Below are 14,653 nucleotides of genomic sequence, written 5' to 3'. Positions count from 1 at the left end.
AGCACACTGAAGCGATGATCAAAGTGAAAGTGCTCAATAGAATGGCTGGGCTAGGTATGCCTAAATATCAAGGAAACAGCTGAAATCGCAGTGTTGCCTAAGCTATCTGGATTTGATCAACAAGGCCGAGCATGACGCAAAAGATGCACCAGAAGTTTCCAAGCTTTTATAAGAAATAGCTGGCCTAGCACCATTAATAAATCTCGCCAGAAAGTCTTTATCGTTAACTTTTAAAACTTCTACTTCAGCTAAAATAGTAAAGCTCATTCGGATGTCTCTCTGGGCATATAACGCCCCAGTCAGCGAGCAATTGAAGCGCAGCTTAAATTGACCCGCTGTAGCTGATAGTTATCTTTTTTGTCGTTTTGAAAACCAACCATAATAATGGGCTGCATGTCCTGATTTTAGTTGATTTTCCAAATATCTATCTAAACTCGGAATTTTGTATTTTTAAAAATTCGATTTTTAATCGACACAAGGTGATAAAAATCCTTTGGGAGTCTGTTACAAGCATTATTGATGTCGCCAATTACAGATCTATGCTTACTTATCGCCTCGTACTCATAAATCTCATGGGCCAATCCAAATTCTTCTTTTTTTAATAAAGCCTTTGTCTACAAGTCTGTCTATTTTTTGGTGCTCAGGATTAAAATATGCATTGCTCATTTCAAAAATTACTGTAGAAATCTTTCTCGCTGGTAAAAGATTAGGGTTTACATGTATCTCTAACCCCTCGTCTCTAGCATATGTATTCCCTGTTCTAACGGAAATAGCATCTTTTATTATATAGGTACGGAATATAGGTCTGGATCTGATATCTTTAACCATTTCTCTGTATGTAGGACTTTTTTAGATTAGCCAATCATCAATTTCATCATTTGATCGTTTAACATTAAAATCACAATCAGCAAGGCTAGAAGACGAAAAGAGCCCTATTGCTACAAAAATTAAAAACTTCATAAACCTTCCTTGAAAATATAACGCCATAAGTAACGGCATTTTTTAGTCCAAATTAGCCATATATGATACTACTAGAGATAAGGCTAGTCTCTCATTAATCCGAAAGGAATTATATTTAATTCCACTCCATTTCCGATAGCGAATTTTACGACCATGTAAAACAACCTTAAAAAACCAATTTACTCTATTTTCTCCACCGACAAAAGCTACCAATTCATCGTTTAAATAAATTTTACTGTAGTTGTCAATTTTTAACTTACCTTCGGCTAAATTGCTATATTGGCTACCAAACCATACAAAATCTTTAATCGTCTTTTTGTTTAAGTATGTTTCAAAGTCGCCATTGCAGTGAAGCTTGGCTATCAAAGTTTCACCTTTTGGTTCTATCAATTCATAAACGTAATACTTATTGTCAAAAAAGCTTCGGAACACTCTATAGGTATTATTAGTATCTTTAACTAAGTACTCCCACAAGTCTCCTTTCAACTCTTTGAAACCCTCTAAAGAATCTGAGGTAAGAGTAATTTTTTTATTCCATAACAGGTTAACGACTGACAAACTAACTTACCAATTTGTATAAACTCAAAGTTTGAATAAAAATACAACGCCTCGAGTAACGAGCTAATAATACTTGACCATAATTGGTGAGGCACGAACACGCCAAGATTCACCTTCAATAGACACCCATTCTTGGGCACCATCCCAACCTTTCCATTCCTTAGCAATGAACTCAAAGAGATTAACGAGGAATTCGCAGTCGGTGTATCCCCAAACCCTTTTCCTGAGTTTCACAGAAGGACTTTCATAGGTAACTGAGAAACAATCGCCGTCACGCTCACTAAAAGTAAGGATAGCGGCGGTGTTACCTGATTTAATAACTACCCTATCTATATTGATGACTTCTAACGCCTTACTAATGGGCGCATAAATGCTTGGCTAAGATTAGCAACGAAGAAGCACAAGCCAGCGTTTTACATCCTTTTTAGTAACTTGTTAGGCATTAGTATACAGCGGTTCATCATCTTTCCAGAAATGACCAAAACAAACGGTAGTAACAACACCGTACTCAGATTGAATCTCAAGCTCTTGTTCCGGAAAGGTGTAACTTTCCATTGAGCCATAATCTTCAAATTCAAAAGGCGTTTCGATGATTACCTTAAGTTTAGAAATAGCAACCAGCACCTCTAAGCCTATTATGTTAACACCTTGAATTAATAACGTTGGATTTGAGCATTGAATCCAGTGAAGCCTGTCAGTTTCATCCATCCAAAACGTACACTTAAGTTTGTTGTATTGAAGAAGCAGCAGCCCATCATTATCGGTGTCTATTTTGTTGGGCTCTCCTATCAGCCTTTTTAGGGTAACTTGATCAATGCCAAACCTAATATTACCTAATCCAATCCCGAATTTTACTTCCATGCTAAAACCTAGACCTAACGCCTTAATAAACAGTGGGAAATAGCAGGCTAAACTAAGCGAGGAATGAGCGCAAGCCTGCCGTTTTGCGTCCACATTTTAATTAACTTTTTATATTTCCAATGAACTAATCTTGGAAATCCCAAGGTATTTCTTTTTTGAATAACTCGATAGAAGCTTCAACAACCTCTAGCGGGATATCTTTGTCGTAAGTTGTTACTTCACGCGACTTTTTTGTGTCATCACGAAATATCTCAAGTATCAACTTACCCTTGAAATAAATCTCAACTCCTATTCCGTCTCGACCGTTACTGACATCACTTGCTATTGTGACCTCATACTCGTTGTTAAGAATCACGACAGACTCCAATGGAAATATAATGCTTGCAGCAACGGCGCATGCTTGATGGACGTTTTTTCCGCGAAGCGATTAGCAATAAATAGGCCAGCGAGTATGCGTCCGCTTTGACTGACTTGTTAAATGGCATACACACCGAGCCTGCTAATTGTAAAACTAATAAACTCTCCAACTACACTTGGATCATTTGTATGGATTATATCTTCTTCCTTTAAAATGCCACAATCAACTGTAACTGGGTTTATCGAAATTATTTGACCGAAAGCTCTGTATCTCCAGCCTGAAACTTGTTCAATGCACTTTTTCTTTTCAGGGTTAGATTGGAAAATTGATTCCCAACTTTCATCTTCATCGAGGGAATTTGAAAACTCGAATGCAAAGCTTTCGCCTATTTTGGGAAGGTTTTCGATATCTAGCGTCAATTCATCCATAACACAGTACTGCTTCCCCTCTATTTCAAGGGTAGCTTCTAGATATGTGCCATTGGTTGATATAAATATTGCTTCCATCATGCCATTTAACGCTTGCCGTAAACGGGAAAAATTAGTTGGCTATAATTTGAGGCACGAACAAAGCCAACTGGTTTTTGTCCGCCCTTTTTAATTTGCCTTGCTATGTGTATTTTAGCTCTATAATTTCCAGAGCTTCAACTTTAAGGCTAACAGCTTTATTTTTTGCATCTGTTACTTGAGCATAAGATTCAGGATCATCAGAGTCAAACCATTCGAGGTGAGTCATAACCTCAATTGCGTTAGCTAACACAACATTTTCGGTTTCGTCCTCATAAACGATACATATAGGATATTCTGGAGTGTTTTCCAATGCTCGATTGTCCTGTAAACATAAGGCTTTGCTAAGGGGCAATTACTAGTTGGCTAAACTTGCGCGAAGTGCCAAGCCAACTACTAACTGTCCCAATAAGTTTACGAACTTGAGCAACTTGTTATAATCCATTTACTCAAATTCGTCCGAATCGTATTTAAAAGTTACATCAAAGCAGCGTTCTGCATGCTTTGATGAGTTAAATTTCCATTTCTTTAGCGCACGAAGTGATTGCCTATCAAAAATTCGTCTTGGCTGAGAGCGAGTGATTTGGTGCTCTACAACCTTACCTTCTCTATTCACTGTAACCCTAAAGTCAACGTAACCGACACCTAAGAATCTTTCGGAATGTATTGGCCATTGAGGGTTTACAGCTTCAATTAACTCAAATTTTTCACCTATGCACGAATCTATCTCATACATTTCGGTATTAACAAATGACACTAAGGTTGAGGCTAAAACTAATTCGATCATCATGGATTATAACGCTTGCCTATCCGGCGCGAAATAGCAGGCTAAAGTTAGCGAGGAAGGAGCACAAACCTGCTGTTTTGCGTCCTTTGCTTTAGGTACTTGTTATAAGCACCTTGCTAAAATATTAAGTGACACCCACCGGTAAATCCACAGACCTATTGTGGGCAGGTTCAGTAAAGAAATGCAAGACTATCAAATGCTGCGCTTTCTATAAGCTCTGAGTAGTGAAAGTCGTAAGTTTAAGCACGAAATCCTGAAGATTAATCAGATTCGGACAATACAAATGCGCATCCAAGCCTCAACTTAGATAAATCGCAATGGTACTTACGGGAAGGTGTTAACCCAGTAATCGCTCGCACTGAGTCAAGTTGGCGCGTCGTCTTTTATGAAGATGCTCACAGTAATCTGTCATCGCTTGCTTTCGCCCTACCGCGCCATGGAAGACCTTCGTAAATTGCGTAGTAAGCTTGAGCCAGTTGTCTGGCTCTATTTGCAATCGTGTCAACAAAGGCTGGCTATCGCTGATACAACCCCGCTTATCTGCACGCATGCATCGGCCTGTTAGCTCTACCAGCTGAATGTAATAGGTCAGTTCAAAGGGCAATCCTTTGGGCATGTGCTTTCTTGGGTTACCCGCAAAACGCAGTAGGCTTTTGGGTTGCTTTCCTTGCTGTGCATGCTCAATACGCTTTTTAATGCTGGTGTAGTCTGATGTTTCCGGTGTCTCTGCCATTTTGGCTCTGATTGGGTTCAGGTCAACATACGCCAGGCACGCTGCTAATGCCGCTTCATCCAGTAAGGCCTGTGACTTAAATCGTCCTTCCCAAAACCGGCCTGTACAACCATCTTCTTTATTGGCCTTGCGGGCAATGTCTTCATTCAACACCCGCATGAACCAGCTGATGCTAGCAAGGCGTGTTCTGAATTCACTAATGTCTGCATCAAGCATACTGTGCTCTGACTCGCTAAGCTCATCACCATTAATGAACTTGTGCGTCAGCCAGCTACCTTTAAACAGTTTATGCCAGCGAAGCACTATCGCTTTATCTGATAACCTTAGTGCTTTCTTATCGTCCACATACAACACAATATGCGTATGATTGCTCATAACCGCATAGCCACACACATCAATGCAAAACACCTTCGCAAGGGTCAGTAATTTTTCCTCAACCCAGTCTCGCCGATGTTCAAAAGACTTGCCCGTGACGCGATCTTTGCCGCACAGAAATGCCCGGCGAACACACCGGGATATGCAGTGGTAGTATTTAGTGTCTGATAGGCTGATTTGCCTCTTCCTTGCCATTGGCATAATCTAGCATCCTCAATCCATTGAGCATTACCTAAAGGTAGACGACGTACATTCCGCACGCCAGTTTCGGGTGGGTGTCTATTCAATCATTCAAGCTTGAGCCAGTTGTCTGGCTCTATTTGCAATCGTGTCAACAAAGGCTGGCTATCGCCGATATAACCCCGCTTATCTGCACGCATACATCGACCTGTTAATTCAACTAGCTGTATGTAATAGCTCAGCTCAAACGGCAACCCTTTAGGCATGTGCTTTCTTGGATTGCCCGCAAAACGCAGTAGGCTTTTGGGTTGCTTGCCTTGTTGTGCATGCTCAATACGCTTTTTAATGCTGGTGTAATCTGACGTTTCCGGTGTATCTGCCATTTTGGCTCTGACTGGGTTCAGGTCAACATAAGCCAGGCACGCTGCCAGCGCCGCTTCATCCAACAAAGCCTGTGACTTGAATCGCCCTTCCCAAAACCGACCTGTACAACCATCTTCTTTATTGGCCCTGCGGGCAATGTCTTCATTAAGCACCCGCATAAACCAGCTGATGCTCGCAAGACGTATTCTAAATTCACTGATGTCTGCATCAAGCATATTATGCTCTGACTCGCTAAGCTCATCACCATTAATGAACTTGTGCGTCAGCCAGTTGCCTTTAAACAGTTTATGCCAGCGAAGCACTATCGCTTTATCTGATAACCTTTGTGCTTTCTTATCGTCCACATACAACACAATATGCGTATGATTGCTCATAACCGCATAGCCACACACATCAATGCAAAACACCTTCGCAAGGGTCAGCAATTTTTCCTCAACCCAGTCTCGCCGATGTTCATAAGACTTGCCCGTGACGCGGTCTTTGCCGCACAGAAATGCCCGGCGAACACACCGGGATATACAGTGGTAATACTTAGTATCTGATAAGCTGACCTGCTTCTTCCTTGCCATTGGCATAATTTATCATCCTCAATCCATTGAGTATTGTCTAAAGGTAGACGACGTACATTCCGCACGCCAGTTTCGGGTGGGTGTCTATTCAATCTATATTTATTAGCTTTGCGGGCAATGTCTTCATTAAGCACCCGCATGAACCAGCTGATGCTAGCAAGACGGTGTCTGAATTCAGCAATATCAGCTACCAACATACTACACTCGGATGTGCTCAGCTCATCACCATTAATGAACTTGTGCGTCAGCCAGTTGCCCTTAAACAGCTTATGCCAGCGAAGCACTATCGCCTTATCTGATAACCTTAGTGCTTTCTTATCGTCCACATACAACACAATATGCGTATGATTGCTCATAACCGCTTAGCCACACACATCAATGCAAAACACCTTCGCAAGGGTCAGCAATTTTTCCTCAACCCAGTCTCGCCGATGTTCATAAGACTTGCCCGTGACGCGGTCTTTGCCGCACAGAAATGCCCGGCGAACACACCGGGATATGCAGTGTAGTACTTAGTGTCTGATAAGCTGACCTGCTTCTTCCTTGCAGTTGGCATACTTTGACATTCTCAATCCATTGAGCATTACCTAAAGGTAGACGACGTACATTCCGCACGCCAGTTTCGGGTGGGTGTCTATTCAATCTTGTGTTCCTGACTCAATTTGCTCTCGACGTATCTGTGCCGAATTGCACCATCTATGCGGCATTTGATAGCTCCTTGGACTTTCTAATTATGTCCTTTGCCATCGCAATTATTTGGGGGCCAGAATTATTATCAAAAATTGTGATCTCGTGGTCAGGGTGAACACCTCGGGCAATGGCGAGTTTTTCAGCCCCGCTACGGTCACCATTCACTAATGTAAACCTAGCTTCTGGTGATATATTTTCTTTAGTAACAATAAACGATGCACCTTTCAGGTTTTCTCTAAGTGCTTCTGGGACTTCATTTGGCGTGATAATTTCAATGCGAGTGCCGCTTTCAATTTTTGATTGAAGAATTGATATCAGCTTATCCTCACCTACCAGCCAAGAGACCCTGTTACTGACAACCGTTGCGCTAGTGCCAGTAGAGATGAAGCTTTCCATAAACTTAAGGGTATCTTTTGGTTCTTTATCGGTTTGTGTGTCCGGAAGATACTTCATCCCTTTTTTAGCAAGCATAAGGATCACTGCAACTACTTCTATGATCACAGAGCCTATTAGCCACTCTAAATGGGAGAGCTCTTTGGTTTCCAAGAAAAACCAAGCATATCCAATACCTGCTAGCGTCATAGCGGCGGTTAGGCCAGTAATCCATAGAAAAAGGTAAAGCGTATGTTTTACAAGGTTTTGCATTACGTTCCTTTAATTATGCTGATATTCGAGACAAAGTGAGCTCTAACGCTTGCCGTAAACGGCACAAAATAGCAGGCTAAAATTTGCGACGAAGGAGCACAGCCTGCTGTTTTGTGTCCTTTGTTTGACGGCCTTGTTAGGTTTTGTTGGCAAATTCCCTGACTTGTTTTTTGAGTGAAACCCAATACAGCAGTATTGATAAAACTACTGCAAAATACAGGTACTCATGAATAGCAGGCAAAGCAAAGTAAGAAACACCAGCAATTACAGCTATCAAACGCCCATGAGCATAGTAAGCAACCCAAAAAACCAGAATTGCAGCTAAAAAAGACACAAAACCGAACACCGCCAAAGTCACTGATAAAACAAATTCGCTTTCATCAGACAATTCAAAAGGAATAAAACCTAAAATGGGCAGTAATAAAAGTACTAAAACTATTCCGAAAATGTTCTTTTTGACGACATTCTTCATAAAAACCTAACGCTCCAATAAGGGGCTGATAATAGCTTGCTAAAATGTGAAGCGAAGCGGAACTGAGCAAGCTGTTAGCAGTCACGTCTTAATTGGCTTGTTATGTGTTTCTATACTGTTTTAACCAAGCATTATATTTTCTTTTGTTTTTATATTTTACTTCTAACATATCGGCAGAGATCATTGCTTGGCCAAGTGTGGCTACCGCTTGACCACGCCTATTTATATGCACAGATTCATCATCACCCTGATCATGGTGTTTAACTAAATTTCTAGCGCCATTTCTAACTTTACGGAATCTACCTCTAGATATTTGTTGGTGTCCTTCCGCCGCTAAATCGTAGTTAATCAACTCATGTATTAAGTTAAAAGGGTTCTTACCAAGCTTTGCATCAGCTAAAGCAGTAAAAACTTCTTCAGCCGCTCCAGCTAGAGTTAGGCAAGATATATATCTTCCATTTACTAGCATATCTATTGCATCTTCTAATTGCTCTTTAGCCAAATTTATTTTTTTACTATGGTTAGCCAATTAAAACCTCATAACCGATAGATTGAATAGACACATAACAGCTTATTAGCGTGAATACCGGTTAAACCCCGTTCCTAAAACCGTAAAGATCCACAGCCAAATTAATTTATTCATATTAATAACAATAACCTACCACCATTGCCCACATTGCTCAAGCCAAAATGGCTTTGTTGAAACCGAGCCTCGTTCATGGGGAGACTAGTGGTTTTCCTATGTAAAACTACTAACCTCATGAATATAAAGAACTTAAATTGGTGTTTCACTTAAACGAGACCTTCAAGCGCGGAGAAAATGAGAAGTTTGACTTGATAATTGGCCGCATTCACTTATACCTGTATAAAAAACAGTATAGGAGTGAAAATGCCTTATTCACCTTTTTTGGAATCTGTACGCGTTGAGCTCAGTGGTAGTACCCGACTCTATGACCAGGGTGACGGAGTTGTTTGTCAGGTTTGTCTATAACTGGATGCTACTGCGTGGTCTTTAAATAGTTCCCGGCTCTATGACCGGGATGACGAGCGTAGAAGGTAAAGGGAACCCCGTTTATGACTTGCTATCAGCTAGAGTAAGAGCCGTTCACTTATCCAACCCATAAAGGGCATCGGCGGTTTTGCGTAAGTCGACTTCGTCGATAAAGTCATCGCTGAGCGTTAGAATGGCGTTGAGGTTATTTTTAAGCTTTTCCCGGCTAAGCCCATTAGGTTTTAGCGCGGTTTGCAGAAGGTGCAGCGACATATCAGCCAGCAGCAGTTTCTGCTTTTCTGTCCAGTTGTCGTCGCCCTGTTTGGCGCTATCTTTTAATATGGCCTGCTCTACTTCGTCGTGCATGCTCCAGCTCAGTTTGAGCAGCTCTCGGCGTGTTTCCTGATCCATGTTTCCCTCCGGTTATTAGCTGTTTATCTTGGCGGAGGACGGGCCGATGTGCAACGTGCGTTTTGTTATATCTTAGTCGTAGACGGCCTCATTCAGCCCTGTGCAGCGGCCTTAGGGTCTTTGGGATAAAAGTGATCAGGTTGCCTTGCGCATAAGGCAAATTCGCGGGTATTTTTATAGGGTAATTTCATAAAACCTGCGACGCCAAAGTCCTGAATGCTCATGGCATATTGCATAATACGGGTTAGCAGCACTTTAAACTCTCGCTCTTTACTGGCATCCAGCAGGCAATAATAATGGTGAATTTTAAGGCGGTCGTTGAGCGACTCAAAAATGATACAGCCGGTATGATGGATCTGGTTTAGCTCAAATACGCATTGCACTATTTGCCGCGGTAATTGCAGTTGTTCGTCGGGGTCTTTGCCGTCCTCAAAGTAAGAATGCGGCCTGGCGATTTCGCTGGTACCAATGTCCGATACCGTATATTGCAGCTCAGGAACCTGATCAAAAATAAATGCACCTGTGCCATCGCGCTGAAGCTGAATGGTTTGTCTGGCATCAAACAGGCAGCATTTAAACAAGCCCTTCTGCTCTATGCCTTGAGCCAGCATCACAGTGGCATTTACCGCATCGGTAAAAGCACTTTGCAAGGATTCATCGTGCAGTACCAGGCTGGATTCAACAAACAACGAAGCGTCTTTCCAGTGAAAACTCAGACCGCCTACTACCGGATACTTTGCCAGCCGACTGATAGACGCCAGAAACGCTTTTTCGCTGTCGCCGGTATCGAATAAAAACTCTTTATAGTAACGGTCAAGCTGAGCATCGTTCACATCCAACAGTTGCTGGTTATGATCGGCCCGACGTAAAAACTGTTTACGAGAGCTGTACACAACCGTGTCTGGCTCTTCGTCGATTTCAGTGAACCAGAATGGGATGCTGGCCTTGCTGGGCGCCGTTTCAAGTTCAGGCAAATACATACGCGCCATTGCCGGCATATTACGCATAAAGTAATCGCCGGCCTGATCGCGTGTGACTTTGTCTTTACTCAGCATCGCATCGATCATTCTGGCAAATGCCTGCGGCAGGCCTAAGCTGGTTGCAGGAATTACAGCGGCACCAAAACGGCAGGACTGAGCGCTCGCCAGCGCATAGATTGTGGATGCCACGCCCTGCTCGTCAAAGCGCGGCGAAGAGCGCGCACCCGACATCTGTTCGTCGCCGATAAAATACACATCGCCCATTCGGGCATTGGTGCTACTAATGTCAGAGGACATCAGATCCATGATATTGCTGGCAATGGGCTCGCCGTGGGCATCGAGCTGCGCATACACTGAGCTACCCCAGTCAACCAGCGAGAAGCTATCTGTTTGTTCATCCCAGACGATGTTAGAGGGTTTAATATCGCCATGCACCACAGGCTGCGGCGACATACCATTTTTACGGTCGCGTAAATCAACTAAAACGTTACGTAGCTTATTGGCCAGGTGCACCAGTTCATGCGGTTTAAACCGGCCACGTTTTAACGACCACTGCTCGAGGTCTTCGCCTTTTGCGCGGGCCATCATCAGGATCCCCTGCTTTTTTACCCGTTCAAAGGCGTAAAATTCGGGCACCATAGGATTATGGATCTGTGACAGCATATACGCTTCATCTTCAAGACGGTCACGCACACTTTGTGCCAGTGTGATACGGGAGAACTTAAACACCCATTCCCTGTCCTGCTCATCAATACCGGCAAAGACAAAACCAAAAGCACCTGAGCCAATCACTTCCACATCCCGATAGCCCAGCAAAGTCAGTTGCTTCTGACAAATGTTGAGCCACTGACGGTGTTTTTTTGCATCTTTATGTGAGAGCAAATACACCGACTGTTGTTCATTGATGTAAAAGTTGTGGATCGACTTTTCTGCCATATAACTGTCCGTTTAACGCTATCCGTTTAGTGTACGACTGTAATACTCACCTCTACTGCCACCAATGGATGTTCATCGATTGCTGCAAGCGTATGTTATCAAATCGGTTATGTAGTTCGTGCATGATAATTAAAAAAGGCCGACATAAGCCGACCTTTTTATTATTTGCACGTGTTAGGCGTTTTCGATTTTCGCCCAGGAGTCACGCAAACCAACCGTCTGGTTAAACGTTAGCGTATCGCCCTTGTTATCACGGCAGTAATAACCTAAACGCTCGAACTGGAAGCCCTGCTCAGGTGCTGCTTCTGCCAGAGACGGCTCAAGCTTAGCATTTGCAATGATAACCAGTGAGTCCGGGTTCAGCGTAGTTGCAAAGTCTTCCGCTGCTGCCGGGTTTGGTACATTGAACAGGCGGTCATACTGACGTACTTCTGCGTCAATGCAGTGACTTGCAGATACCCAGTGGATCACCCCTTTCACTTTGCGACCATCAGCCGGGTTTTTACCCAGAGTATCGGCGTCGTATGTACAGTAAATCGTGGTGATGTTGCCCGCGTCGTCTTCTTCAACACGCTCAGCTTTGATCACATAGGCATTACGCAGACGCACTTCTTTGCCCAGTACCAGACGCTTAAACTTTTTATTTGCTTCAACACGGAAGTCATCGCGCTCGATGAAGATTTCACGTGTGAACGGCAGCTGACGTGAGCCCATATCCAGCGTTGGGTGGTTAGGCGCGTCAAGCATTTCAACCTGCTCGGCATCATAGTTCTCGATGACTATCTTAACCGGATCAAGCACAGCCATCGCACGGGGTGCATTTTCGTTCAGATCGTCACGGATACAGGCTTCGAGCATGCCCATTTCAACCATGTTGTCTTGCTTGGTAATACCGATGCGCTTACAGAATTCGCGGATAGACGCAGGGGTATAACCACGACGACGCAGACCAGCAATGGTTGGCATACGGGGATCGTCCCAGCCTTCTACCTGACCATTCACCACCAGGTCATTCAGCTTACGCTTTGACATCACGGTGTATTCAAGGTTCAGACGAGAAAACTCGATCTGTTGCGGGTGACACTCAAGACTGATGTTGTCCAGTACCCAGTCGTACAAACGGCGGTTATCCTGGAACTCCAGCGTACACAGTGAATGGGTGATCCCTTCCAGTGCATCCGAAATACAGTGCGTAAAGTCGTACATTGGGTAAATGCACCACTTGTCACCTGTCTGATGGTGGTGAGCAAAACGAATACGATAAATGATTGGATCGCGCAGAACCATGAAAGAGCTGGCCATATCAATCTTGGCACGCAATACACACTCACCTTCTTTGAACTCGCCGTTCTTCATTTTTTCGAACAGCGCCAGGTTTTCTTCTGGTGAGGTGTCGCGATGCGGGCTGTTTTTACCCGGCTCAGTTAGGGTGCCACGGTATTCACGCGCCTGCTCTGGCGACAGAAAACACACGTAAGCAAGGCCTTTGTTGATCAGCTCAACCGCATACTCGTATAACTTGTCAAAGTAGTTAGACGAATAGCAGATCTCACCGTCCCAATTAAAGCCCAGCCACTGCACGTCTTCTTTAATTGAGTTAACGTAATCCAGATCTTCTTTTTCCGGGTTCGTATCGTCAAAGCGCAGGTTACACAGGCCCTGGTAGTCGCGCGCGATGCCAAAGTTCAGACAAATAGACTTAGCATGGCCTATGTGTAAGTAGCCATTCGGCTCTGGTGGAAAGCGCGTGTGCGTGCCGCCATGCTTACCGCTGGCCAAGTCCGCATCAATGATATTTGTTATAAAGTTTGTTGGGCGATTTTCTGCTTCCGCCATAGGAACTCATTCCTCTGAAAATTTAGTACCAGTTAACTGAGGCATTATTACAAAAAGTTCGCGCAACGAACAGCGTAAAACTGAGGCGAGAACAGATTTACCACGTAATTACGTAAACCTGGGTATAAAACAACCAATTCAAGTGTAAAATGGCGCGTCATTTTTATGACAAATTTTGTTCTAGCGCAATATATTCGTCACAAGGTCACTCTATCATAGGCGTCAACAACAGAGGTATCGCAAGGAAAAACCTATGGCATCAATGAATCTTCATCGCGTTTATATTCCAACGAACGCACGCAACAACCATTATATTCTGGCTGAGTTTAAACCCAGCGACGCATTCTTCGATTGCTTTGACGACGTAGAAAGCTGTTACCAACGCCTGGCCCGAAAGTTGTTTGCCATTTGCGACGAACACGAGTTATTTAACGTCCACGTGATTGCTAATGACAAGCTACCAGTTGTTCGCTATCACGATGAGGCCTACAGCCTGCAAACGGATAAGCAGATCCTGTTCTTTTACAACCCTAAGTATCACGAAGGTCACAAGATACACTACGAGGCGGTTCATAAAGCGCGCAAAATCCGCTTGTTATTCCTGGCTACGGGTGACGAACTGCGTGCCAACGCTGCCAGCTTTCACAGCAAAGTGAAAAAAGCGCTGGACGACTTAAAAGAGCAGTATGAACCAGAAGGCCTGTCGTATAAAGTACGCGACCATCAGCATCTGACCTATGATATTTTCGCTAAGGTGAAAGGCCACAGGGAAAGCTATGGATATAAGCTACGCAGTTTATATCCCCGTTATCAGGCACGTAACTGTAGCTTACCAGAGCAACATTCAGAGATGAGCTATGTGTCGTTTTCAGTGCCTATCACCCGTGCAATTAAAACTGAATATCAAAGTCAGATGCGCCCGGGCGACTACGCGCAGTTTTATCGTAGCATCGAAGACAGCTTTTTAACTTTGTGCGACCAGCTACAATTGACCCACGTCGGTTTTATCGCAGACGGCCGCCTGCCACTGGTACGCAGCAGCCAGATAGATAAATCAGACGCAAACCGCGAGTTACAAAAGCTCAGCTTTGATACCTCGGCGTTGGATGGCCAGGTGCGCTCGATCTGGGCAGGTGAACACCTGTGCGACACCATGCACTTCGTGGTAGTGGCTAGCGACAAAGATAAAAAAGACGTAGGTTATGGTAAGTTTATGAACAATGCCGAAACCATGATCCGTCGTTTAACCGGTAAACTGCCGATTAACCCTGAAAAGCAAGACGTGATTGTACGTTTCTTCCAGCATATCAGTTATCAGGATTAAACTTCTTTTCAGCGGGGGTCTCTCCCCCGCTTTCTACCAGCAACTGTTGCAGCGCTTGTCACGGACTTAACCTGCCAATGAGATGTAATACCTGACC

At 43.7% G+C, this 14,653-nt stretch carries 16 protein-coding genes and 2 pseudogenes; 1 reads left to right on the top strand and 17 read right to left on the bottom strand.

Annotated features, from left to right (window positions below):
• Window positions 1-102: 102 nt before the first annotated feature.
• From IY568_RS09745 to glnS, 17 genes and pseudogenes are all read right to left on the bottom strand, one after another.
• Window positions 103-267, bottom strand: coding sequence for a hypothetical protein (locus IY568_RS09745; RefSeq protein WP_194867440.1), 165 nt, complete (start codon window positions 265-267; stop codon window positions 103-105).
• Between the two features lie 735 nt (window positions 268-1,002).
• Window positions 1,003-1,518 (bottom strand): hypothetical protein, encoded by a 516-nt coding sequence (locus tag IY568_RS09740; RefSeq protein WP_194867439.1) that lies wholly within the window; start codon window positions 1,516-1,518, stop codon window positions 1,003-1,005.
• Between the two features lie 63 nt (window positions 1,519-1,581).
• On the bottom strand, window positions 1,582-1,836 hold the full coding sequence (locus tag IY568_RS25430; RefSeq protein ID WP_416365164.1) for a DUF6228 family protein: 255 nt from the start codon (window positions 1,834-1,836) through the stop codon (window positions 1,582-1,584).
• Window positions 1,837-1,953: 117 nt separating this feature from the next.
• Complete coding sequence (locus IY568_RS09735; RefSeq protein WP_194867438.1) at window positions 1,954-2,379, bottom strand: hypothetical protein; 426 nt, start codon at window positions 2,377-2,379, stop codon at window positions 1,954-1,956.
• A 124-nt stretch (window positions 2,380-2,503) separates the two neighbouring features.
• Window positions 2,504-2,734: a hypothetical protein gene (locus IY568_RS09730; protein ID WP_228553242.1), complete on the bottom strand. Its 231-nt coding sequence runs from the start codon at window positions 2,732-2,734 to the stop codon at window positions 2,504-2,506.
• Window positions 2,735-2,853: 119 nt separating this feature from the next.
• Complete coding sequence (locus IY568_RS09725; RefSeq protein ID WP_138536492.1) at window positions 2,854-3,246, bottom strand: hypothetical protein; 393 nt, start codon at window positions 3,244-3,246, stop codon at window positions 2,854-2,856.
• 100 nt (window positions 3,247-3,346) lie between these two features.
• Window positions 3,347-3,556: a hypothetical protein gene (locus IY568_RS09720; RefSeq protein WP_138536486.1), complete on the bottom strand. Its 210-nt coding sequence runs from the start codon at window positions 3,554-3,556 to the stop codon at window positions 3,347-3,349.
• A gap of 132 nt (window positions 3,557-3,688) precedes the next feature.
• Entirely contained in the window at window positions 3,689-4,033 is a 345-nt protein-coding gene (locus IY568_RS09715) for a TonB family protein (RefSeq protein WP_194867437.1), read from the bottom strand.
• Window positions 4,034-4,367: 334 nt separating this feature from the next.
• Window positions 4,368-5,339 (bottom strand): transposase, encoded by a 972-nt coding sequence (locus tag IY568_RS09710; protein ID WP_194867436.1) that lies wholly within the window; start codon window positions 5,337-5,339, stop codon window positions 4,368-4,370.
• Window positions 5,340-5,431: 92 nt separating this feature from the next.
• A pseudogene (locus tag IY568_RS09705) lies at window positions 5,432-6,277 on the bottom strand (transposase); the annotation flags it as partial.
• A 92-nt stretch (window positions 6,278-6,369) separates the two neighbouring features.
• Window positions 6,370-6,827: pseudogene (locus IY568_RS09700) on the bottom strand (transposase); the annotation flags it as partial.
• A gap of 140 nt (window positions 6,828-6,967) precedes the next feature.
• Complete coding sequence (locus tag IY568_RS09695) at window positions 6,968-7,606, bottom strand: hypothetical protein (protein ID WP_194867435.1); 639 nt, start codon at window positions 7,604-7,606, stop codon at window positions 6,968-6,970.
• Window positions 7,607-7,742: 136 nt separating this feature from the next.
• Window positions 7,743-8,078: a hypothetical protein gene (locus tag IY568_RS09690; RefSeq protein ID WP_194867434.1), complete on the bottom strand. Its 336-nt coding sequence runs from the start codon at window positions 8,076-8,078 to the stop codon at window positions 7,743-7,745.
• A gap of 100 nt (window positions 8,079-8,178) precedes the next feature.
• On the bottom strand, window positions 8,179-8,607 hold the full coding sequence (locus IY568_RS09685; RefSeq protein WP_194867433.1) for a hypothetical protein: 429 nt from the start codon (window positions 8,605-8,607) through the stop codon (window positions 8,179-8,181).
• A 576-nt stretch (window positions 8,608-9,183) separates the two neighbouring features.
• Complete coding sequence (locus IY568_RS09680; protein WP_194867432.1) at window positions 9,184-9,480, bottom strand: hypothetical protein; 297 nt, start codon at window positions 9,478-9,480, stop codon at window positions 9,184-9,186.
• A gap of 92 nt (window positions 9,481-9,572) precedes the next feature.
• Complete coding sequence (locus tag IY568_RS09675; protein WP_194867431.1) at window positions 9,573-11,396, bottom strand: protein kinase domain-containing protein; 1,824 nt, start codon at window positions 11,394-11,396, stop codon at window positions 9,573-9,575.
• 174 nt (window positions 11,397-11,570) lie between these two features.
• Complete coding sequence (glnS, locus tag IY568_RS09670) at window positions 11,571-13,232, bottom strand: glutamine--tRNA ligase (protein ID WP_194867430.1); 1,662 nt, start codon at window positions 13,230-13,232, stop codon at window positions 11,571-11,573.
• A 253-nt stretch (window positions 13,233-13,485) separates the two neighbouring features.
• Between glnS and IY568_RS09665 the strand changes: the two genes are divergently transcribed.
• Window positions 13,486-14,556 carry a DUF3083 family protein gene (locus IY568_RS09665; protein ID WP_194867429.1) on the top strand — a complete coding sequence of 357 codons (1,071 nt, stop codon included), beginning with the start codon at window positions 13,486-13,488 and terminating at the stop codon, window positions 14,554-14,556.
• The last annotated feature ends 97 nt before the right edge of the window (window positions 14,557-14,653 follow it).

This window comes from Pseudoalteromonas sp. PPB1 (assembly GCF_015356275.1).
Lineage (GTDB): Bacteria > Pseudomonadota > Gammaproteobacteria > Enterobacterales > Alteromonadaceae > Pseudoalteromonas > Pseudoalteromonas rubra_D.
Note: the sequence above shows the minus strand (reverse complement) of the source record. Positions and strands in the feature narration are given on the sequence as shown.

Bases quoted from the DNA above. Each gene is read 5' to 3' on its own strand.
- IY568_RS09745 (WP_194867440.1), bottom strand. From the start codon at position 267: ATGAGCTTTACTATTTTAGCTGAAGTAGAAGTTTTAAAAGTTAACGAT.
- IY568_RS09735 (WP_194867438.1), bottom strand. From the start codon at position 2,379: ATGGAAGTAAAATTCGGGATTGGATTAGGTAATATTAGGTTTGGCATT.
- IY568_RS09725 (WP_138536492.1), bottom strand. From the start codon at position 3,246: ATGATGGAAGCAATATTTATATCAACCAATGGCACATATCTAGAAGCT.
- IY568_RS09715 (WP_194867437.1), bottom strand. From the start codon at position 4,033: ATGATGATCGAATTAGTTTTAGCCTCAACCTTAGTGTCATTTGTTAAT.
- IY568_RS09710 (WP_194867436.1), bottom strand. From the start codon at position 5,339: ATGCCAATGGCAAGGAAGAGGCAAATCAGCCTATCAGACACTAAATAC.
- IY568_RS09695 (WP_194867435.1), bottom strand. From the start codon at position 7,606: ATGCAAAACCTTGTAAAACATACGCTTTACCTTTTTCTATGGATTACT.
- IY568_RS09690 (WP_194867434.1), bottom strand. From the start codon at position 8,078: ATGAAGAATGTCGTCAAAAAGAACATTTTCGGAATAGTTTTAGTACTT.
- IY568_RS09680 (WP_194867432.1), bottom strand. From the start codon at position 9,480: ATGGATCAGGAAACACGCCGAGAGCTGCTCAAACTGAGCTGGAGCATG.
- IY568_RS09675 (WP_194867431.1), bottom strand. From the start codon at position 11,396: ATGGCAGAAAAGTCGATCCACAACTTTTACATCAATGAACAACAGTCG.
- glnS (WP_194867430.1), bottom strand. From the start codon at position 13,232: ATGGCGGAAGCAGAAAATCGCCCAACAAACTTTATAACAAATATCATT.
- IY568_RS09665 (WP_194867429.1), top strand. From the start codon at position 13,486: ATGGCATCAATGAATCTTCATCGCGTTTATATTCCAACGAACGCACGC.